Origin of the sequence: Shewanella morhuae, assembly GCF_003028295.1 — a bacterium.
GTDB classification, from domain to species: Bacteria; Pseudomonadota; Gammaproteobacteria; order Enterobacterales; family Shewanellaceae; genus Shewanella; species Shewanella morhuae.
The window spans coordinates 3,176,539-3,196,841 of the sequence record NZ_PYSG01000002.1 but is presented as its reverse complement, the minus strand read 5'-3'; the positions used below and the strand labels follow the sequence as shown (position 1 = coordinate 3,196,841).

Here is a 20,303-nt window from a genome sequence, read left to right as displayed (position 1 = left end):
GGCTGTTACCCGAAGCTGGCGGTTAAAGTGCTAACAGTCATAGCCCAACCATCCACGAGGACAAAAATCATTAACTTAAATGGCAGTGAAATAATTAATGGCGATAGCATCATCATCCCCATTGACATTAAAACACTCGCGACTACGAGATCGATCACTAGGAAAGGTAAGAAAAGTAAAAATCCAATTTGGAAAGCCGTTTTGAGCTCACTCAAAACAAATGCAGGCATAAGCACAAAAAAAGGCACTTCAGCAGCCTTTAGGGTGGTCGGTTCATTGGCAATTTTTAGCATTTGCTCAAGATCGGTTTCTCTGGTTTGGGCAAGCATAAATTGAGTTAACGGAACTTTGCCAATGCTCACAGCTTCCATTAATTCAATTTTCCCTTGGTCGTAGGGTAAATAAGCTTCTTTATAAATCTTATCTCCTACTGGGCGCATAATGAAAATTGTTAGCACTAATGCAATGCCGACAAGTACCCGATTAGGCGGGCTTTGCTGTAATCCCAGCGCTTGCCTGAGAATAGCAAGTACGATGATAATTCTCGTAAAACTGGTGACCATCATCAACATCACAGGTAGAAAACCTATGGCGGTCATGAGGGCTAAAATTTCGAGCTTAATGTTAACTGCTTGACTATCTTGAGCACCATCGAGCGTAAATAGGGTTAGCCCTTCTGATGCGAGTGCCTGAGGAGTCATTAATAATAGCGACAGTAACAATAGCCGAAAGATCATTCGTGGCTTGCCCCACCTAAGTTGACGTTTTCTATTTCTAATAAACGCACGCCATATCGCCCAGCCACTTCAACAACTTCACCTCGGCCCAATAATGCGCCATTGACTCTGATATCAAGCGGTTCACCGACCATACGATCTAATGCGATAACATCGCCCTCGCCCATGCGATTCAACTCGCCTAAAGACATTTCTGCGCTGGCAAGTTCTAAGGTGACTTGGACAGGGAGTTGCTGAAAAAAGTTATTATTTTTCAGTTTATGATTATGGGTATCGGGTTTTGAAAAATTCTCTTCAGAGAAAATATCGTCGTCTAATAAAAAATCGTTATCCGATAAAATAGGTTGCTCAGCCAATGTTCTAGTCCTCGAGTTGATATATATCTTGAGTTAATTTTGCGACCATCTGCCCCTCATGAGTATGCACAGATGCATGAAACAGAGGTGTGTTGCCTATGGAGAGTTGTGTTTTGGGGTATAAGTTAATCGGTAAAATATCTCCCACTTTCAATTGGCTTAAACACTGCACCGGAATGCTATGTTGGCCTAACGTCAGTTGAATTTTAACGGGAAGATTTTTGAGCCAGATAGCTAATTTAGCGGGTAAATCAGCACTGACTTCGGATGCTTTAGGTTGTTCAGCCAAATACCCTAGTAATTGTTCTGTCAAACAAAACTGCATAGGAGGCGTTTGTGGCTCATTGGTAAAATTAAACGACCACACAGCAGATGCATTGAGCTCTATCTGACTTTTTACTAGCTCTACTTCAAGGTTGCTGCTATCGATGGCGCTGCTAGGAAGCTCATTGACGACAGAAAGTAATAGTTTTTTAGCAAGCCTAAATTCAGACTGACTTGGGCCTCTTAAAGGTGAGCTTAATGGGGTTGATTGACTGCCATAGTAGTAACTGGCCAATTGATCGAGCGTACAACGGTCAATGCGCCAATACCCTAATATCGTTTGCTGATGCTTTAAAATGAACCATGAATAATGATGTTCAGGGGTAATAGGTTGTCTAGCTTCAGCTAAGCTCGAGGTATAAATAGCAGGATGCCCTTGTCTTAAAAGCGGCGCCAGAATGTGATTAATTGCATCAATTAATGGACGATGTAATAAAGCAAGTTGCTGTAATAACCGTGTTCTTGCTAGTTTTTCTTGTACCAGCATTATAGGCCTAATTTGTTCATTAGAACTGGATTTTATAAGCCTAGCTTTAGCGGTTATTTTCATTTGATTTTCCTATTAAGGCATTTGTCTTATCATCGTAAGTTGCAAGTAATGTATTGTGAGGTGAAACAATACATATGTATGCCAACGTCGCAGATTAAGTACGCGTTGTTATACCGGCATTTTACTTATTCAGAAGTATTATTAGGTCAAGTTAAGGCTGTGAATACTTTATCTGTAATGACTAATAGAAATTACCTAGTTTAAAACGGTGGGAATGATAAGGTAATAAGTATCAAATGTTCAATAATAATTATCATAAATGCGCGGATACCGACTAATTAAATTGTAAATAGATTTTGTTGTATGGGAAATGTTGCTTTATTTTGAATAATTATAATTAAAAATATAATTTTTCACAAAGAAAGGCGTCAATAAATAGTTGTTTTGATATTATTTTGACGGGTGATTTATTTTTGACAAACTGGAATTCAGCAAAATAAACCTAAAGTTACATTTACTTTGCTAACTGTAATGTATTGATTTTATTGCGGTTAGTCTTTGGTTGTTTAGCCGTTGCTAAACAAAGCCTTTTTAAAACAATACGTTATATGAATTTGGTGATTTTTTATTTTTATCATTGGTATATATTATTGTGTAATTATATTTGGTATAAGTCTGCATTAAATCATCAATGTTTTTAATTAGCGGTTGGCACCGTTTTTAATTAGCGGTTGGCACCTGTTTTTTGAAGTGCTACTTTTTCCGCTTTACGCTATTTTGATATTGTAACTTTATTTTTATTTAAAATTAGCGCTAGATCACATTTGAGCGTCTATTATTTTAATGGGTCGCTTATATATGGTTAAAATAGCTGCTCTCAGTTTATTGTAATAATTAAACGCCTGTTTAAATTAAGATGGAACTCCATTCTAGCTTGAATGTTGTCGCGGAAGCATTACTTCCTGCGGCCGTTTCCGCGTTTGTTGTTTTCACAATGGCCTCTATTTATTTAGTGGTAGTAAATGGGGTTCATTGATTTAAATGAATATTGATATTTATTCGAATCAATAAATCAATTAATTAAATAAAGGCGTGATGTTATGCGTGGGCAACGAAAGGAAATAGGTGCGTGAGTGGTTTAAGTATTCGGATTGAAGGGTTAAACATATCTGCTGAGCTTGGATGTATCATTACACGTGACGATTTTTGTCTGTGGAACGATACGATGGGATCTCCTTGGCTCACGATTGTTAACTTATCCAATTGTAATCCTAGCGATGTAAAATCTTATCTTGCTCGTTTTTCTTGTCGCAATATCCTCGCATTATTAGCGCCGGAACAGGGCGAGTTGGCTGCTGCAGCAATGCGCGCCGGTGTGCAGGATTATTTACTCATTCCGGTTGAAACCGAGCAGTTACTGGCCTCTATTCAACGATTGCATCGGTTAGAGTTACCCGATTCCAGTTTGATCGTATCAGCATCGGTTAGTCGGCAATTATTAATGCTGGCTCATCGCGCGGCAACAACTGAAGCCAGCGTTCTGCTGCTTGGTGAAAGTGGAACAGGTAAAGAGCCATTAGCTCGCTATATTCATCGCCATTCTTCACGAGCGCATAAGCCGTTTATTGCTATCAACTGTGCCGCTATTCCTGAAAGTATTCTTGAATCTGTCTTATTTGGTCATGTAAAAGGTGCCTTTACGGGGGCTACTTGTGATAAAGCTGGGAAGTTTGAACAAGCTAATGGTGGCACTCTATTGTTGGATGAAATAGGTGAGATGCCGCTGCCGTTACAGGCTAAATTACTGCGTGTTTTACAAGAGCGCGAGGTTGAACGGTTGGGCGGTAATAATATGATCTGTTTAGATATAAGGATTATAGCATCGACTAATCGCGATTTAAGACAGGCTGTTGAACTTGGGCATTTTCGAGAGGATTTATTTTATCGCTTAGATGTTCTACCGTTAAAAATTTCACCTTTAAGAGACCGTAAAGCGGATATTTTACCGCTAGCTGAACATTTCTTAAATGTATACCGTCAGTCCGATAGCCAGAGTGAATGCTATTTTAGTGATCATGCAGAGCAAGCACTTGTTTCCCATGATTGGCCTGGCAATGTGCGAGAACTGGAGAATTGTATTCAGCGTGCTTTAGTGATGCGTCGGGGGCTGGCTATTCAAGCGGTTGAGCTTGGGTTGACCCCCCGAGAAGAAATCCTTGAGATAGAGAGTGTGAGCGCAACTGAAGGGCTAAAGGCTTCGAAACAACATGCTGAATTCCAATATATCATTGATGTTCTTAAGCGTTTTAATGGCCAGCGAACGTTGAGCGCTGAAGCGTTAGGCATGACAACTAGAGCTTTAAGATATCGATTGGTGCAAATGCGGGATGCGGGTATCGATATTGAAATGTTATTACAACAAGCGGGTCGTGCTGCTTAGAAAATACTGCAAGTAACAGGAATTTTATATGTCTAATGGAGCGATTGTTAGCTCAAATATGTTAATGGAAACCTTAAGTCTTCATCGAGAAGTGGCTAAAGGAGCAATTAACATTACGCCAAACCCTACTGATAACGGTATGGCTTATGGGTCATTTACTGCCCTGATTAAAAGTAAAGTATCGGCAGTTAACCAAGATCAAAATCAATCTTCTATGTTGATGGCTGCTGTCGATAGTGGCAAGAGTGATGATCTTGTGGGTGCTATGGTGGCTTCGCAAAAGGCCAGTTTGTCATTCGCAACTATGCTTCAAATCCGTAATCGTCTTGTGCAAGCATTTGACGATGTAATAAAGATGCCTGTGTAAGGAATAGTGTGAATGTCTACCACTTTTGTTCAATCTGGTCAGGGTATTAGGACCGAGTCTTCGTCAGGGTTTATGGCGGGTATGACTCAAAAATGGCATCAGTTTACCCGTGGAGATCGCCAAGTCATTGCGTTAGCACTGCTGGCAGTGATAGTTGCGAGTGTCATTGTATTGATGTTGTGGACCTCAACAGCTGGTTATCGTCCTTTGTATGGTAACCAAGAGAATGTTGATACTTCTCAGGTGCTTGCAGTGTTAGACGCTGAAGGGATTAATTATCGTCTTGATGCCAATAGTGGTGCGGTATTAGTTGCCGAAGAGCAAGTGGGCAACGCCCGCATGCTGTTAGCAGCAAAGGGAGTTAAAGCGAAAGTGCCTTCTGGCATGGAGGATCTAGAGAATACCGCCCTTGGTACTAGCCAATTTATGGAACAAGCTAAGTATCGCCATAGTTTAGAGGGTGAACTTGCTAGAACCATTATGTCATTAAAGTCGGTTCGTGCCGCGAGAGTTCATTTAGCGATACCGAAAAAAAGTTTATTTATTCGTCAGGAACCTGAGTTACCAACCGCTTCGGTGATGCTGCAGTTAGATCCCAATACGAGCCTTACAGAATCCCAGGTAGAAGCGATTGTTAATTTGGTGGCTGGTAGTGTAACGGGACTCTCGGTCGGTAATATTAAAGTCGTCGACCAAGATGGTCATTATTTAAGTGAGAACATCTCTGGCAATCAAGATCTGAGCCAGTCCAGAAATAAGCAATTACAATACACTCGGGAACTTGAGCATAATTTAGTGACCAATGCGTCCTCTATGCTTGAGCCTGTTCTGGGGCAAGAAAACTTTCAAGTCCGAGTCACTGCCAAAGTGAATTTTAATCAGGTTGAAGAAACCAAGGAATCACTCGATCCGCAAAGTGTTGTGACTCAAGAGCGTACAAGTGTCGATGACTCAAGTAATAGCATTGCCGCGGGCATCCCAGGTGCGTTAAGCAATAAGCCTCCTCAAGCTGGTCCTGCAGCAGCTGATGATAAAACACGTAATCTGAAGCAAGAAGAGAGTCGTCAATATGACGTCGGTCGCTCTGTTCGTCACGTACGCTACCAACAAATGCAGCTCGAAAACCTGTCGGTGTCGGTACTGATTAACAGTGCTGCTGGTCAAGGTGGTTTTAATGATGAAGCTCAACTGGTTAAGTTTGGCAATATGGTGAAAGATGCCATTGGTTTCTCGGCAGCAAGAGGAGACTCTTTCACCATTAATGCGTTTGAATTTACACCTACCGTCATCCCCGAAATCACACCGTCTCCTTGGTGGCAAGCAGAGCACTATCAATCCTATTTACGCTATCTCATCGGTGGCATTTTAGGCATAGGTCTGATCCTCTTTGTATTGCGTCCGCTGGTTAAACACTTGACCCGTACTGCTCAGGTCATGGCGCCGCGGATTGAACCTGTCGCGTTAAGTCCAAATGCTATTGGCGCTGTCGAAGGGCCTGTCCATGCGGCAACTGAGACACAACAACTGCCAAATGCTGATTGGTTAGGTAGCCAAGGCTTACCTGAACCTGGATCACCATTGACGGTGAAAATGGAGCATTTGGCTATGTTGGCAAATAAAGAACCCGCGCGCGTTGCAGAAGTAATAGCACATTGGATAGGCGATAAAGACGGTGAATAATTCAATCGAAATTAAAATGGACAATTATGCCCAAGCGGCCATGTTGTTGTTGAGTATGGGCGAGGAAGGTGCTGCTATGGTTATGGCGCATCTGGATCGTAACGATGTGCAGCACTTAAGTCATAAAATGGCTCGCTTATCGAGTATTACCCAGCAAGAAGCAGAAGCGGTATTGAGTCGATTTTTTCAGCGTTATAAAGAACAGTCTGGTATTGCTAGAGCCTCGAGATCTTACTTACAAAAGACGCTTGATATTGCATTGGGAGATCGCGTTTCTAAAAGCCTTATCGACAGCATTTATGGTGATGAGATAATTGTGCTGGTTAAGCGCCTCGAGTGGGTTGACCCCCAATTACTCGCCCGCGAAATAACTCACGAACATTGTCAGTTACAAGCGGTCTTGTTGGGATTATTACCTCCAGAAAGTGCGGCAAAAATACTGAAAATGCTACCACTTGAAAGCCAAGACGATGTACTGGTACGTATTGCTCAACTTGGCGAATTAGATCGTCATGTCGTTGAAGAATTAAGGCAGTTGGTTGAACGCTGCATGCTGATGGCCATGGAAAAAAGCCACACCCAAGTCGCTGGTATAAAGCAGGTTGCAGATATTCTTAACCGTTTTGAGGGTGATCGTGAGCAGCTGATGGAAATGATCAAGCTGCATGACAAGCAAATGGCTATTGATGTGACTGACAATATGTTCGATTTCATTATTCTTGGACGTCAAAAGCAAGAGACCTTGCAAACGCTGTTAGGACAAGTGCCGCCAGAAACCTTATCGCTTGCATTAAAAGGCATTGATCTTGAGCTCAAAGATTCACTGTTAAAAGCACTGCCTAAGCGGATGTCATCAGCCATTGAAACCCAAATTGATGCACTAGGCGGGGTTCCAGTGAGCCGCGCAAGTGGCGCGCGTAAAGAAATCATGGAACTGGCTAAGCAATTAATGCAAGAAGGCGAAATTGAATTGCAGTTATTTGAAGAGCAGGTTGTTGTCTAATGGAAAACAAATATTCTCGTTGGCGCCTAAATCCGCATCTTGCTCGTCGCTATCGTTTTCCGACTTTACATGAGGCGGTTGACTCAAGCATCAATGCTGGCAGTGATTTTCAAAGTTATCAGCAAGCATTTGATGAAGGCTACGACGAAGGTGTGCTTCAAGGTAAAAGTGCGGGTTATCAAGCGGGTATCGAGGAAGGGCGTATAGCGGGACATGCTGCCGGTTTTCATCAAGGTAAGCTCGATGGACAATCAGCGGGTAAAACCTCTATTGATGAACAACTTAATAGCTTGATTGTGCCGCTCGGTGCATTAAGAGAGCTATTAGAAGAAGGGCATACGAAGCAGGTTCGTGAGCAGCAAAGCTTGATCCTAGATTTAGTGCGCCGCGTCTCACAGCAAGTGATCCGTTGTGAGTTAACACTCCAACCGCAACAAATTTTAAAATTAGTCGAAGAAACACTCAGTGCGCTACCCGATGACCAAAAGGATGTAAAAATCCATTTAGAACCGAGCGCCGTGGTTAAATTGAAAGAGCTTTCTGAGGACAAAATTCGAGGTTGGAACCTTATTGCAGACAGTAGTATCTCAGCGGGTAGTTGCCGCATTGTGAGCGACAAGTCTGATGCTGATGCTTCAATTGAGACTCGGCTCGACGCTTGTATGACGATGGTGGAAACAAAATTGAATGAGGCTGATATTGGAGCCTGATTTATTTCAAGACGATTGGCCGCAAGTTCCGGTAGCTCGGGTATACGGACGACTTATCAGGGTTAATGGCCTCTTACTTGAAGCCGTCGGATGCCAACTTGGTATGGGCGACCGTTGCCAAATTGAAGGGCGGAATGGTCGTTTAATTGAAGCGGAAGTCGTTGGTTTTTATAAAGACGTACTGTGCTTAATGCCGATTGAGCCGACTCAAGGCTTAATGCCTGGAGCAAGGGTACTGCCCATCACGGCAGAACAGACTATTGCTATTGGTAATGGTTTGCTTGGTCGTGTGCTTGATGGGCTTGGGCAGCCATTGGATTCATTAGGCGAGTTAACCGATGTCTCATTGGTTCAGCAATCCCACACCAGTTATAACCCTTTGTTACGACAACCTATTCGTCAACCACTGGATGTGGGGATTCGTGCCATTAATAGCTTACTGCCGATAGGCAGAGGACAACGACTCGGATTATTTGCCGGTTCTGGAGTGGGTAAAAGCGTATTGCTCGGCATGATGACTCGCTTTACTGAGGCGGATGTGGTCGTCGTTGGTTTAATTGGCGAGCGTGGCCGTGAAGTTCGTGAATTTATTGAAGAAACTCTCGGTGAAGAAGGGCGTAAGCGTGCGGTGATTATTGCTGCTCCAGCAGATACCACACCGTTAATGCGATTACGTGCAATGCGACTTTCACACGCAATTGCGTGCGCGTTTAGAGACCAAGGTAAACAAGTGTTGTTATTGGTTGATTCATTGACTCGTTATGCTCAGGCACAGCGTGAGATAGCGCTGAGTTTAGGCGAACCACCCGCGACCAAAGGGTATCCACCTTCGGCATTTGCACAACTGCCTAGACTCGTCGAGATGGCTGGTAATGGTGAGCATCCCACAGGAACACTCACCGCTTTTTATACCGTACTAGCCGAGGGCGATGATCAACAGGATCCTGTGGCTGATGCCGCCAGAGCAATTTTAGACGGACACATTGTTCTCAGCCGTAAATTAGCTGAGCAAGGACATTTCCCGGCTATTGATATTAATGCCTCCGTGAGTCGTTTAGCTATGCAGGTCGCAAGTTCTAGCAGCATTGAACAAAGCCAGATTTTTAGACATATTTTAAGCCGTTATAATGAAGTCAGGGATTTATTGCCTCTGGGAGGCTATCAAGCGGGTCAAGATCCAGAAATGGATCTTGCGGTGCGGGTATATCCTGAAATGGCTAAGTTTTTACGCCAAACGACCCAAAGCAAAATTAATCTTGCCGAGAGCCTAACTCAATTAGAGCAATTGATGGGAGTGATGGGATATGAGTCAGCATCTGTCTAAATTATGCATTCAAGCCGAAAAAAAATTAGCGCAACTAGGGCAAAAGCGACAAGACTCCCACCTAAGTGTGCAGCTCAATCAGCAGCAGCATCAAGCATTATCACAGATGATTTCCGCTTATCGTGGCACTAAAGAAGGCACAAATGTTTTACTCTGGAAAAATGCTTGCGGAATGGTGCAGGTGCTAGAGCCTATGCAGGTGAAGTTAGCTCAAAAAAGTGAGTTTCTTCAGCAAGAACAACTGCGTATTGATAGGTTGTGGCAAAAACAATTGGGGCGCCAGCAAGGTTTAAGATGGTTTGAAAAACAAACTCATCTGCAGAATGAAGCACGAGTAGCACGGCGCGAGCAGTCTGTTCTTGATGATATGGCCGGTTTTTATTACAAAAAGAAAAATGTATAACGACTGGGCGCCCGCTTTGACTGTGCCCACACTGATGACGTGATTCTATAAGACGACATCATGCGAGCGAATTACCGACCAGCACCATAATCAATTTCAGTATGCTGCACATCGTTATTCAGGATGCGGTTAATGGTTTCTTGCTGTAATACCAACAGTTTACCATTGGTTTCATTAGCCGCTTGGCTATCTTTAACTAATAGCTGCAAATTATCCCATGAGATTTTTATTTGCGGCCTTAAGTGATCTGGCAGCGCGGTAATTAAACGTTTCATGCCACTATTGTCATTATTGAAACCCAGAGTAGCAAGATTTTCGCTGCGCTGTTTAGCTCTTAAAGATAATTTGTCGCACAGTGCAGTTTGACGTTCATTATGGACAATAAGTGCATCATTATCACGACGTTGCATGAGTTCGCGTTGGTATTTGAGCATTGTTTTTAGCTGGCTGTAACCATCCAGATCTTGACGAATATCACGAATCAAACTTTGAACCAGTTCGCGTTTATTAATTTGATTATTTTCCATGCTGCGCCAGTATTTTATCCGCTATTTTATCTAACATGATTTCAAAACTGCCATTGCTTAGCGCATTGCGAATATTGGCTACTTTGTCCATATCAACGTCAGAAACACTCTGTAATGTTTGTTGAGCTTGCGCTAACAGTTTCCAATCATTACTTATATCTTGCTGTTTTGCTAAGGATTGCGTTTCCACTTCACTATTTTTTTTGTGCGTAGTCACACCTTTGTTGGTATTGAACTCAGTGTTCACAGCACTACTAATTTTATTGATTTCCATAGATGTTCACCGCCATAAGCCATAAATGGTTTGATACTAGATAAAAGCGACTCAAATGAGATGTTTCTGAAATAAATTTTTCATTTATTTCAGAAACATCTGTTTTCATTTAAAAACGCGTTTCAACTCGACCTTTAGCAATAGGATAAGCCGTAATAATTTTGCCTGAACTGCTATTTTTTACCCTTATTGCCTCGCCTTTTTTACCCGCATCCATCGCAATACCGATCATATTGGCATAAAAAGTATTGCTTACCGCCTCAATAATCACCTGATCTCCTATGTTAACTAACAAAGGAATGCTTAAGTTTTGTGTTCTTATTGGTTTGTTTTTTCTGATTTTTCGAGCAACAGCCTGCCCTAAAATATGCTTATCATCGGTAATGATATCTTGGTCGGAAGCGGTCAATGGTAGCATTTTCCACTGCAGATTTTCTGCTGTAACAATGTCATCTCGATCGAGCGTTTTATTGGCTACTGGTATATAGGCACTCAAGGCAACTTTTGCGCGGACATAGAGCGACCAACCTTCTGACGTGCAACTAACCTTACGTTGAACTCTGCCAAAGGGGAGTCCTTTCGCCGAATCAATGGCTAGTTTTGTACTGCAGGCCTTGAATTTACCAGCATTTGAAGGGACTTGTAATGAGATTTTTTTACTGATTTTTTTAATTTGTTGCGACTGTTGCCACTGACTGATTTCAGCGGTAAGCGCGCTGGTCATTTGTTGAGATATTTGATCGGTGGCCGCGATCTGCCCTTTTGCCTGCACATTGAGCGGAAGTAACCCTATGCTCAAAAAGAGGGTGAGGGAAAATGCCTTTCCGTTCATAAATAGCGTTTTCATTTAACCAACTGTTTTATATTGATAAATATATTGGCATGCTAATTGTAAGCGTGTAAGCCATCGATTTTATTGGATATACATTACTAGGAGTTGAGATGGCTATCAACCTTGATAAAGCATTAGGAATACATCCTCAAGCGCTCGATTTTAGAGTGGAGAGAAGCAAGGTATTAGCGAGCAATCTAGTTAACGCTGAAACTCCTGGATATAAAGCCAGAGACCTAGATTTTAAAGCTGCGATGCAGCACGTCGAAGCTGGCATGCCGATGGATCAACAGTACAACCTTGCCTATCGTATGCCTTATCAAAATTCTGCGGATGATAATACCGTAGAGCTTGGTAAAGAGCAGGCGAGATATTCACAAAATGCGATGGATTATCAAACGAGTTTGACATTTTTAAATATGAAAATAGCAGGTTTAAAGTCTGCTATTGAAGGACGTTAGGAGCTTATATGTCATTTGGTGATATCTATCAAATCGCGGGCGCAGGTATGAACGCCCAAACCATTCGTTTGAATACTGTTGCCAGTAATCTCGCAAACGCAGGCACAGCCGCAGCCACTCCAGAAGATGCATACCGAGCACTAAAGCCTGTATTTGCAACGATTTATGATTCAACACAAGAAGGCGCGATTGGCGCTTCTGTTGAAGTGAGCGACATAGTGCAGGCCGATGCCCCATTAGATATGCGTTATGAGCCGAATCATCCCTTCGCTAATGAGCAAGGTTATGTTGCTTATTCTAACGTCAATACGATTGAAGAAATGGCTGACATGATGGCCGCCAGTCGTTCATTTGACACCAGTGTAGAAATTATGAATCGTGCGCGTTCTATGCAGCAAGGTTTATTGCAACTAGGAAATAAATAGCATGGAATTGCCTCGCACTGGTACTAATACCGTTCAAAATCCAGCGGGTGCATTAAATGCCCCAGCGAATGATGCCGCATCATTAAAGAACGAATTTATGACGTTAATGATTGCGCAAATTAAGAATCAAGATCCTACTAAACCGCTTAATAGTGCCGAGTATATTTCACAGTTAGCGCAATTCTCACAGGTCGAAAGCTTAGAAGGGATGCGTAAAAACCAATCGAACCAAATGATCATGATGGAGAATTTGGGGATCGTGCAATCGGCATCGTTAATCGGTAAGAACGCTATGGTGCCCGTGTCTGAACTTCAGCTCGATAATGAAGCCGTCGACGGAAAGATTTATCTAGAAAACGCCGTAGAAGCATTAGATTTGGACATTGTGGATGCACAAGGTCAAGTGGTTCACACAATACAACTGGGCACTCAAGGTGTGGGCGATATTCGCTTTACCGTTGACCCGCAAGCATTTGGCTTAACGGCTGGGAAATATGAGCTAAAAGCCAAAGCAACAGTGGGTGAGAATACACTCGTTGCGCCTACATATATCAAGGCCCCCATAGAGAAAATCCACTTTTCGAGCGCATCAGGCATGATGATGGCCGAAATGGGTCATGGCGTTGGCGTTATCTCGGTACTGAATATTTCTGAAGTTTCGTAACTTATTTTATAGGATATTAACATGTCATTTAACATAGCTTTAAGTGGATTGCAGGCGACAACCCAAGACCTCAATACCATTAGTAACAACATTGCCAACGCATCAACCAATGGTTTTCGTGGTGGCCGCAGTGAGTTCGCTTCTATCTACAACGGTGGTCAGGCCGGTGGTGTTGGCGTGATGTCAACAACACAGAACTTCTCGCAAGGTGGCAGCTTAACTTATACCGGCCGTCAGCTGGATATGGGTATTCAAGGCGAAGGCTTTTTTGTGCTAAAAGGATCGGATGGCGGTGCTATGTACGCCAGAGCAGGGATGTTCCACAAAGACAGCGAAGGCTTTATTACTGATCCAGTCGGTAGTCGTCTACAGGGTTATTCTGTTAATGCAACGGGACAATTACAAGCAGGTAATGTGGGTGATTTACAGGTGCAGACGGGTTCATTACCTGCTAAATCAACCACTAAAGTCGGCTTGGTTTCAAACTTAGATGCGAGAGTTGAACCTATCGCCGTCGCTTTTGATCCTAAAGATATTAATACTTACCATTCTATTGGAACCAGTAGCGTGTATGACTCATTGGGTGCAGAACACGTTGTGACTCAATATTATGTCAAAACAGCGGCTAATGAATGGACGGTAAATTACACCCTTGATGGTGCTGTCCTGCCAGATACCACTCAACTGACATTCGATACCAATGGTGTGTTAAATCCAGCTACCACTAAGCAATCACTCGACCTCACGTTGTCAAATGGTGCCACCAATCTGAAATTTGATATCGATTTTGATAAAAGCACCCAGTATGCGGCTAAATATAACAACTCTAGTTTATCTCAAGATGGTTACACCTCTGGTGAGTTAAAAGGTGTGCGTTTAGATGATAACGGCATGCTTTATGGCACATATACTAACGGCCAAGACCAATTACAAGGTCAGGTAGTACTTGCAAACTTCAGTAATCCAAACGGTTTATCAGCGGTGAGTAATAATGCGTGGGTTGCCACTAATACCGCTGGTCAAGCAATTACGGGCGCACCAGCAACCGGCACTATGGGCACAGTTACGGGCGGATATTTAGAAGGCTCGAACGTGGATACAACGGCCGAAATGGTTAACCTCATGACAGCACAGCGTAATTATCAATCTAACGCCAAAGTGCTTGATGTTAACTCTACCATGCAGCAAGCACTACTGAATGCGATTTAAGCAGGGGCATTAATATGGATAAGATGCTTTATACCGCCGCTAGCGGAGCTGTTCGTATTCTTGAAGCGCAAAGTATTCGTGCTAACAACTTAGCCAATGCTGATACAGCCGGCTTTAAAGCCGATCTTGAGCGCGTGAATGCGGTGCCTTTAGCCGCTCAGGGTAATAGCTTGAATACACGGATCATGGCGCAGACAGAAAACAGTGGCTTCAGTCATCAAAGTGGGGTGCTTAACCCTACTGGCCGCACCTTAGATTTAGCGATTCGAGATCGGGGGTTATTTAGCGTCACAGTCGATGGCGGTGAGGCGTATACCCGTTCAGGTGCTATGGTCGCCAATGCCGAAGGGATGTTAACGGTTGATGGTCGGCAGGTATTAGGTATCGATGGACCTATGCAGTTACCTGAGCATAAAGATCTCTTTATTGGTGAGGACGGTACCGTCAGTATTTTACCTTCAGAAGGTGGAATTATTGAGGAAGTGGGTCGATTAAAACTGGTCAATCCAGATTTAGCATTAATGCAAAAAGGCCCCGACGGCTTGCTCTATAGCCGTGATGGTCAAGTCATGGCGCAGAATGAAGATGTTTTAGTTGATAGTGGTTTCCTTGAGTCGAGTAACGTGCAAGCGGTATCTGAGCTTATTGCATCTATGGATTTAAGTCGTCAATTTGAAATTCAAGTTAAATTAATGAAAAGTGCAGAAAAATTAGCTGAGTCTGGTAATCGTCTGCTGAGTAACGTTTAAGGATTATTGGTATGCAATCAGCTTTATGGGTGAGTAAAACAGGTCTCACAGCACAAGATACGAAAATGACGACCATTGCCAACAACTTGGCAAACGTTAATACCACTGGTTTTAAGCGTGACCGCGTTGCGTTTAACGATCTGTTTTATCAGGTCCAACGCCAGCCAGGTGGTCAGGTTGACGCCTTAAATAATCTGCCATCTGGATTACAGCTAGGTGCCGGTACTCGTGTTGTTGGCACGCAGAAAATATTCACCACTGGCGATATGCAAAATACCAGTCAGCAATTGGATTTAGCGATTGAAGGACAGGGTTTCTTTCAAGTAGAAGAGCCAAATGGCGATCTAGCTTATACCCGTGATGGCCAGTTCTATCGCAGCAGTGAAGGTATGATGGTGACGTCTCAGGGCCTGCCTTTAGTACCTAATATTGTCATCCCTGAAGATGCATTAACCGTGACGATTGCGAATGACGGTGTGGTAACTGCACAAATGGCAGGTGAGGCAGAACCTCAAGATCTAGGTCAAATTACACTGATTAACTTTACCAACCCAGCCGGATTGGAAGCGCGCGGTGATAACCTTTATCGTGAAACAGCAGCTTCAGGCGTGGCGGTTGAAGGTGTGGCAGGCGATCAAGCCTTAGGCGCTTTACGCCAAGGCGCGCTTGAAGGCGCAAACGTGAACGTGGTTGAAGAAATGGTTGAAATGATTTCTACGCAAAGAGCGTACGAGATGAATGCAAAAGTCGTTTCAGCCTCCGATGACATGCTCAAATTCCTTAATCAATCGTTATAGAGAGGCAATGATGCGTTGGTTATGGCTTTTATGTTTTGCATTTTTATCCGGTTGTATGTCTCATATTCCACCTGCAGAGACTAGGCCTGGAACTAAAGAATGGGCACCACCTGAGATTGACTACAGTTTGCCAGATGCGAAAGACGGCAGCGTGTATCGTCCGGGTTTTATGCTGACGTTATTTAAGGATAAACGTGCTTACCGTGAAGGCGATATTTTAACTGTCGCATTAGATGAAAAAACCTACTCGAGCAAAAAAGCTGACACCAAAACCAATAAAGAGAGTGATATGGGTTTGGGTCTTGCGGGCAACTTTGGTGACAATAGTACTAAAGCTGATGGTAAAACCTCTTTTTCACGTGGGTTTAACGGTGCTGGCTCAAGTACTCAGCAAAACCAGTTATCAGGCTCAATTACGGTCACGGTTTCTAAGGTACTACCTAATGGTACGGTTTTGATCCGTGGTGAAAAGTGGTTGCGCTTAAATCAAGGTGATGAGTATTTACGTCTGCTTGGGATAATACGTACCGATGATATTGGTAACGACAACACTATCTCATCACAACGTATTGCCGATGCTAGAATTATTTATGGTGGTCAAGGCGCTATTGCCGACAGTAACGCTATGGGGTGGGCTTCTCGTTATTTTAACAGCCCATGGTTCCCGCTTTAGCCAAGGATTTTTTGATGCTACGTTGTTTATTATTGTTACTTTTGGCTAGCGGTTCCCTACAAGCCCAAGAGCAAAATCAAAGCCGTTATTTAATGGATATTGTTGATGTGCAAGGTCTACGAGATAACCAGCTCGTGGGTTATGGCTTAGTTGTGGGCTTAAATGGTACAGGGGATCGCTCTCAAGTTAAATTTACCAGCCAGTCAGTGGTTAACATGCTTAAGCAATTTGGCGTGCAAATTGATGATAAAACCGACCCTAAGCTAAAGAACGTTGCAGCCGTTGCTGTGCATGCCACTATTACCTCACTGGCAAGTCCTGGGCAGTCTTTAGATGTGACAGTGTCGTCACTGGGTGATGCTAAAAGCTTGCAGGGCGGTACTTTATTGATGACCCCTTTACGTGCAGTTGATGGTGAAGTTTACGCCGTTGCACAGGGAAACCTAGTTGTGGGCGGTATTTCAGCGGCGGGGCGTAATGGCTCGTCAGTCACAGTCAATGTCCCCACGGTAGGCACTATTCCTAATGGAGCTCTACTCGAAGCCCACATCAAAAGTAACTTTAGTGACAACGAAGACATTATTTTAAACCTCAAAGATCCTAACTTTAAAACCGCCCGCAACATAGAACGAGCCGTAAATGAGTTATTTGGGCCAGATATTGCCCGTGCGCAAGACCATGCCAAGGTATTGGTCCATGCACCAAAATCAAATCGTGAACGTGTGACGTTTATGTCGATGCTTGAAGAGCTTAAAATCGATCAAGGCCGCCGCTCACCTCGGATTGTGTTTAATAGCCGTACTGGAACCGTTGTACTGGGTGGCGATGTGGTTGTACGTAAAGCTGCTGTGAGCCACGGCAATTTGACGGTCACAATCGTAGAACAGCAAAATGTAAGCCAACCAAATGGGGCTTATTTAGGCAATGCCGCAGGTCAAACCGTAGTGACAAATGACAGTCAAGTCATGGTTGAACAAGGTAATAAACGTATGTTTGTTTGGCCTGAAGGGACCTCAATAGAAGCCATTGTGAGGGCGGTAAATAGTTTAGGCGCAACCCCAATGGATTTGATGGCGATTCTAGAAGCGTTAGCAGAAGCGGGTTCCTTAGAAGCTGACTTGGTGGTGATCTAATGAAAGTTGAAAATACTGGCGGCTATTTAAATAAACTTAACGCCGAAGATCTGATTAAAGCCAACGGCGAGCAGGGCGCACTTAAATTAGTGAGCCAACAGTTTGAGGCACAATTCCTACAGACGGTACTGAAACAAATGCGCTCGGCCACCGACGCTATGTCCGATGAAGATAGCCCTTTAACCTCTAAAAGTAATGACGGCATATACCAAGACCTTCACGATGCAGAGCTCGCGAGTCGATTGAGTAAAGTTAACGGCATGGGTTTAGCTGAGGTAATGACTAAGCAATTATCACGCTCATTTCAGTCAGCTAAAGATCCGGTCGCCTTTGATCCTCAACAGATGACAACTACAGCGATGCAGCCAGCACTTATTTTGCGGCCCATCGGCAAGGATTTTAAATGAGCATGTTGAACATTGGTAAGTCTGGCCTGCTGGCAAGTATGGCCGCATTGAATGCGACTTCAAATAATGTTGCTAATGCTATGGTTGATGGCTATTCACGCCAACAAGTGATGTTAAGTTCGGTCGGTGGCGGGGCTTACGGTGGTGGCGCAGGCGTTTTTGTTGATGGCGTACGCCGAATTTCTGATCAGTATGAAGTCGCTCAATTATGGCAAACCACGAGTGCGGTTGGTTTTTCTAAAGTGCAGAGCAGTTATTTACGTCAAGCTGAGCAGGTATTTGGCGCCGAAGGTAATAATGTCTCACAAGGGTTAGATCAATTATTTGCGGCATTAAACTCCTCCATGGAGCAACCAAACCTTATTGCCTATCGACAAGGTGTGCTTAATGAGGCTAAAGCGCTCACGCAAAGAGTGAATGCCATTAACGACAACATCGACTCACAACGTAGCCAAATTAATGGCCAATTAGGCGCGTCTGCAAAAGAAGTGACCTCGCAGCTGGCGATTATCGCCAACTTTAACCGCGATATTCAAGCGGCAAGTGTCACAGGGACTATCCCGCCAGCGCTACAAGATGGCCGAGATGCGGCGATTGATGCCTTAGCTGCCATTGTCGATATTCGCGTGGTTGAAGATAGTCAGGGTATGGTGAATATCTCCTTGGCTAGGGGCGAACCATTATTAACCGGCAATACAGCGGCTAAGCTTACCAGCGCTCCCGATCCTACCAATCCTAAAAATAATCTGGTATCGATTACCTTTGGTCAGAGTCAATTTAATGTTGATATGGCAGCGGGTGGAAGTTTGGGTGCACTGCTTAACTATCGTGATACTCAACTGGAAGGCTCTCAAGCCTATATTGATGAGCTAGCCGTTATGCTTGCGACTGAGTTTAATACTATTCTGGCTGCCGGTACGGATTTAAATGGGGCTGCACCTACGCAAGATTTATTTACTTTTGATGCAAATAATCCTGGCGGAAGTTTATCTATAACGGCTGGGTTTACGCCTGACAAATTGGCCTTTGGTAAAGATGGTAGCCAAGGGGATAACACGAATCTTAAAGATTTAGTCCAACTGGCGAGTAAAGAACTTAATTTTACCAGCTTAGGTAGCAACACTAGCTTTTCTGAATCGTTTTCGAGCAAGGTAGGTCAATTAGGTTCAGCATCACGCCAAGCTATTTCTTTTGCTAAAACCAGTATTGATTTACAAAATGATGCGCAATCCCAATGGGCCAGTACCAGTGGCGTTAGCCCCGATGAAGAGGGGATTAACCTGATTATTTATCAGCAGTCATATATGGCAAATGCCAAAGTGATTTCTACTGCGGATCAGCTGTTTCAAGTTATGCTAAGTAGCTTTTAAGGATTTTATTTATGCGCGTTACCATGCAAAATTTATATACCAATAATTTAAACAGCTTACAAAATACTACCTATGATGTGGCACGTTTGAATCAAATGATGTCAAAAGGAGTATCAATCCTAGCCCCATCAGATGACCCTATTGGTGTGGTTAGGGTGATGGATAATCAGCGAGATCTGGCGCTAGTTAATCAATATGTTAAAAATATTGATGCGTTGAGCACCAGCATGGGGCGCTCTGAAACTTATTTATCTAGCATGGTTGAGACTCAGCACCGGATGCGAGAAATCAGTATTGCAACCAATAGCTCAAATCTTTCTGCCGAGGATAGAAAAGCCTATGCCTCTGAAATGGAAGAGCTATTAAAGGGGCTGGTCGATAATATTAATGCCCAAGATGAATCGGGTAATTATCTATTTTCAGGAAATGCCGTTGATAAAGCACCGGTAGTTAAAGATGCTAGTGGCAAATATATTTACCAAGGTGACGCCAGTCAACGCAGTGTACAAACCTCTAGTTCTTCGTGGACGACGGCTAATGTGACTGCTGAAGCTGTGCTATTTTCCAATGCGAGCCAAGATATTTTAAATCAAGCGATGGATTATATTGCCGTATTAAAAGATCCTAGTTTATCACCTACTGACGACGCTTTTAGTACTGCGGCTATGGCAATACAAGCGACTTTGAACGAGACCTTAGACAGTATCGGTGCAGCTATCACGGATTTTGGTGGTAAACAAAATAACCTGTCATTAGTAAAAAGCTCCCATGAAGAAATGATACTTTTTAGTAAGCAAGTGATTGGTGAAACGCAGGAGTTGGATTATGCCGCGGCGACTGCTGAGTTTAATGTCAAGTTAACCGCCTTAAAGATCACCCAGCAAACATTTGTACAGATTAGCCAGCTGTCCCTTTTTAATCATATGTAAGTCATCTAGGTAGCAGTAA

General features: G+C 43.4%; 24 protein-coding genes. 18 read left to right on the top strand and 6 right to left on the bottom strand.

Annotated features, from left to right (window positions below; genetic code table 11):
- Positions 1-5: 5 nt before the first annotated feature.
- The 3 genes from fliP to C9I43_RS14515 are packed head-to-tail and all read right to left on the bottom strand — an operon-like array spanning position 6 to position 1,967.
- On the bottom strand, positions 6-737 hold the full coding sequence (fliP, locus tag C9I43_RS14525; protein ID WP_076498998.1) for a flagellar type III secretion system pore protein FliP: 732 nt from the start codon (positions 735-737) through the stop codon (positions 6-8).
- On the bottom strand, positions 734-1,093 hold the full coding sequence (fliN, locus tag C9I43_RS14520) for a flagellar motor switch protein FliN (protein WP_076498996.1): 360 nt from the start codon (positions 1,091-1,093) through the stop codon (positions 734-736). Before fliN ends, fliP begins: the two co-directional genes overlap by 4 nt.
- 4 nt (positions 1,094-1,097) lie before the next feature.
- Positions 1,098-1,967, bottom strand: a complete 870-nt coding sequence (locus tag C9I43_RS14515; protein ID WP_107883946.1) for a FliM/FliN family flagellar motor switch protein — start codon at positions 1,965-1,967, stop codon at positions 1,098-1,100.
- Between the two features lie 1,069 nt (positions 1,968-3,036).
- On the opposite strand from C9I43_RS14515, the gene C9I43_RS14510 reads away from it, so the two are divergent.
- From C9I43_RS14510 to C9I43_RS14480, 7 genes are read left to right on the top strand one after another with little or no spacing between them, the layout of a single operon-like run.
- Positions 3,037-4,347: a sigma-54 dependent transcriptional regulator gene (locus C9I43_RS14510; protein WP_076498992.1), complete on the top strand. Its 1,311-nt coding sequence runs from the start codon at positions 3,037-3,039 to the stop codon at positions 4,345-4,347.
- A gap of 28 nt (positions 4,348-4,375) precedes the next feature.
- Positions 4,376-4,714 (top strand): flagellar hook-basal body complex protein FliE, encoded by a 339-nt coding sequence (gene fliE / locus C9I43_RS14505; protein WP_076498989.1) that lies wholly within the window; start codon positions 4,376-4,378, stop codon positions 4,712-4,714.
- 12 nt (positions 4,715-4,726) lie between these two features.
- Entirely contained in the window at positions 4,727-6,394 is a 1,668-nt protein-coding gene (gene fliF, locus C9I43_RS14500; RefSeq protein WP_107883944.1) for a flagellar basal-body MS-ring/collar protein FliF, read from the top strand.
- 16 nt (positions 6,395-6,410) lie between these two features.
- Complete coding sequence (locus C9I43_RS14495) at positions 6,411-7,397, top strand: flagellar motor switch protein FliG (protein ID WP_244153238.1); 987 nt, start codon at positions 6,411-6,413, stop codon at positions 7,395-7,397.
- Entirely contained in the window at positions 7,397-8,107 is a 711-nt protein-coding gene (gene fliH, locus C9I43_RS14490) for a flagellar assembly protein FliH (RefSeq protein ID WP_076498981.1), read from the top strand. Before C9I43_RS14495 ends, fliH begins: the two co-directional genes overlap by 1 nt.
- Positions 8,085-9,431 carry a FliI/YscN family ATPase gene (locus tag C9I43_RS14485; protein ID WP_076498978.1) on the top strand — a complete coding sequence of 449 codons (1,347 nt, stop codon included), beginning with the start codon at positions 8,085-8,087 and terminating at the stop codon, positions 9,429-9,431. The genes fliH and C9I43_RS14485 overlap by 23 nt, the downstream gene beginning before the upstream one ends.
- Positions 9,412-9,834, top strand: a complete 423-nt coding sequence (locus tag C9I43_RS14480; protein ID WP_107883942.1) for a hypothetical protein — start codon at positions 9,412-9,414, stop codon at positions 9,832-9,834. Before C9I43_RS14485 ends, C9I43_RS14480 begins: the two co-directional genes overlap by 20 nt.
- 71 nt (positions 9,835-9,905) lie before the next feature.
- Here the strand turns inward: C9I43_RS14480 and C9I43_RS14475 are convergent, their stop codons facing one another.
- The 3 genes from C9I43_RS14475 to flgA all read right to left on the bottom strand — a co-directional run bounded on the left by C9I43_RS14475 (position 9,906) and on the right by flgA (position 11,482).
- Positions 9,906-10,361, bottom strand: coding sequence for a flagellar protein FlgN (locus C9I43_RS14475; protein ID WP_076498974.1), 456 nt, complete (start codon positions 10,359-10,361; stop codon positions 9,906-9,908).
- Positions 10,351-10,635 (bottom strand): flagellar biosynthesis anti-sigma factor FlgM, encoded by a 285-nt coding sequence (flgM, locus tag C9I43_RS14470; RefSeq protein ID WP_107883940.1) that lies wholly within the window; start codon positions 10,633-10,635, stop codon positions 10,351-10,353. The genes C9I43_RS14475 and flgM overlap by 11 nt, the downstream gene beginning before the upstream one ends.
- Positions 10,636-10,744: 109 nt before the next feature.
- The gene (gene flgA / locus C9I43_RS14465; protein WP_076498968.1) at positions 10,745-11,482 is read right to left on the bottom strand and encodes a flagellar basal body P-ring formation chaperone FlgA; all 738 of its coding nucleotides are present in this window, start codon (positions 11,480-11,482) and stop codon (positions 10,745-10,747) included.
- Positions 11,483-11,577: 95 nt separating this feature from the next.
- Here flgA and flgB point away from each other — a divergent pair, with 95 nt between their 5' ends.
- The 11 genes from flgB to flgL are packed head-to-tail and all read left to right on the top strand — an operon-like array spanning position 11,578 to position 20,284.
- The gene (gene flgB, locus C9I43_RS14460; protein ID WP_076498965.1) at positions 11,578-11,928 is read left to right on the top strand and encodes a flagellar basal body rod protein FlgB; all 351 of its coding nucleotides are present in this window, start codon (positions 11,578-11,580) and stop codon (positions 11,926-11,928) included.
- A gap of 8 nt (positions 11,929-11,936) precedes the next feature.
- Positions 11,937-12,353: a flagellar basal body rod protein FlgC gene (flgC, locus tag C9I43_RS14455; RefSeq protein WP_076498962.1), complete on the top strand. Its 417-nt coding sequence runs from the start codon at positions 11,937-11,939 to the stop codon at positions 12,351-12,353.
- Position 12,354: 1 nt separating this feature from the next.
- Positions 12,355-13,017: a flagellar hook assembly protein FlgD gene (locus tag C9I43_RS14450; RefSeq protein ID WP_107883938.1), complete on the top strand. Its 663-nt coding sequence runs from the start codon at positions 12,355-12,357 to the stop codon at positions 13,015-13,017.
- 21 nt (positions 13,018-13,038) lie between these two features.
- Positions 13,039-14,226, top strand: coding sequence for a flagellar hook protein FlgE (gene flgE, locus C9I43_RS14445; RefSeq protein ID WP_076498956.1), 1,188 nt, complete (start codon positions 13,039-13,041; stop codon positions 14,224-14,226).
- 14 nt (positions 14,227-14,240) lie between these two features.
- The gene (locus C9I43_RS14440) at positions 14,241-14,975 is read left to right on the top strand and encodes a flagellar basal body rod protein FlgF (RefSeq protein ID WP_107883936.1); all 735 of its coding nucleotides are present in this window, start codon (positions 14,241-14,243) and stop codon (positions 14,973-14,975) included.
- A gap of 11 nt (positions 14,976-14,986) precedes the next feature.
- Positions 14,987-15,772, top strand: a complete 786-nt coding sequence (gene flgG / locus C9I43_RS14435; RefSeq protein WP_076498951.1) for a flagellar basal-body rod protein FlgG — start codon at positions 14,987-14,989, stop codon at positions 15,770-15,772.
- A gap of 10 nt (positions 15,773-15,782) precedes the next feature.
- Positions 15,783-16,445: a flagellar basal body L-ring protein FlgH gene (gene flgH / locus C9I43_RS14430; RefSeq protein ID WP_107884192.1), complete on the top strand. Its 663-nt coding sequence runs from the start codon at positions 15,783-15,785 to the stop codon at positions 16,443-16,445.
- A gap of 14 nt (positions 16,446-16,459) precedes the next feature.
- Entirely contained in the window at positions 16,460-17,578 is a 1,119-nt protein-coding gene (locus C9I43_RS14425) for a flagellar basal body P-ring protein FlgI (protein ID WP_107883934.1), read from the top strand.
- Positions 17,578-17,985 carry a rod-binding protein gene (locus C9I43_RS14420; RefSeq protein WP_076498945.1) on the top strand — a complete coding sequence of 136 codons (408 nt, stop codon included), beginning with the start codon at positions 17,578-17,580 and terminating at the stop codon, positions 17,983-17,985. The genes C9I43_RS14425 and C9I43_RS14420 overlap by 1 nt, the downstream gene beginning before the upstream one ends.
- Positions 17,982-19,355 carry a flagellar hook-associated protein FlgK gene (gene flgK / locus C9I43_RS14415; protein WP_076498942.1) on the top strand — a complete coding sequence of 458 codons (1,374 nt, stop codon included), beginning with the start codon at positions 17,982-17,984 and terminating at the stop codon, positions 19,353-19,355. Before C9I43_RS14420 ends, flgK begins: the two co-directional genes overlap by 4 nt.
- An 11-nt stretch (positions 19,356-19,366) precedes the next feature.
- The gene (flgL, locus tag C9I43_RS14410) at positions 19,367-20,284 is read left to right on the top strand and encodes a flagellar hook-associated protein FlgL (RefSeq protein ID WP_107883932.1); all 918 of its coding nucleotides are present in this window, start codon (positions 19,367-19,369) and stop codon (positions 20,282-20,284) included.
- Positions 20,285-20,303 lie beyond the last annotated feature (19 nt).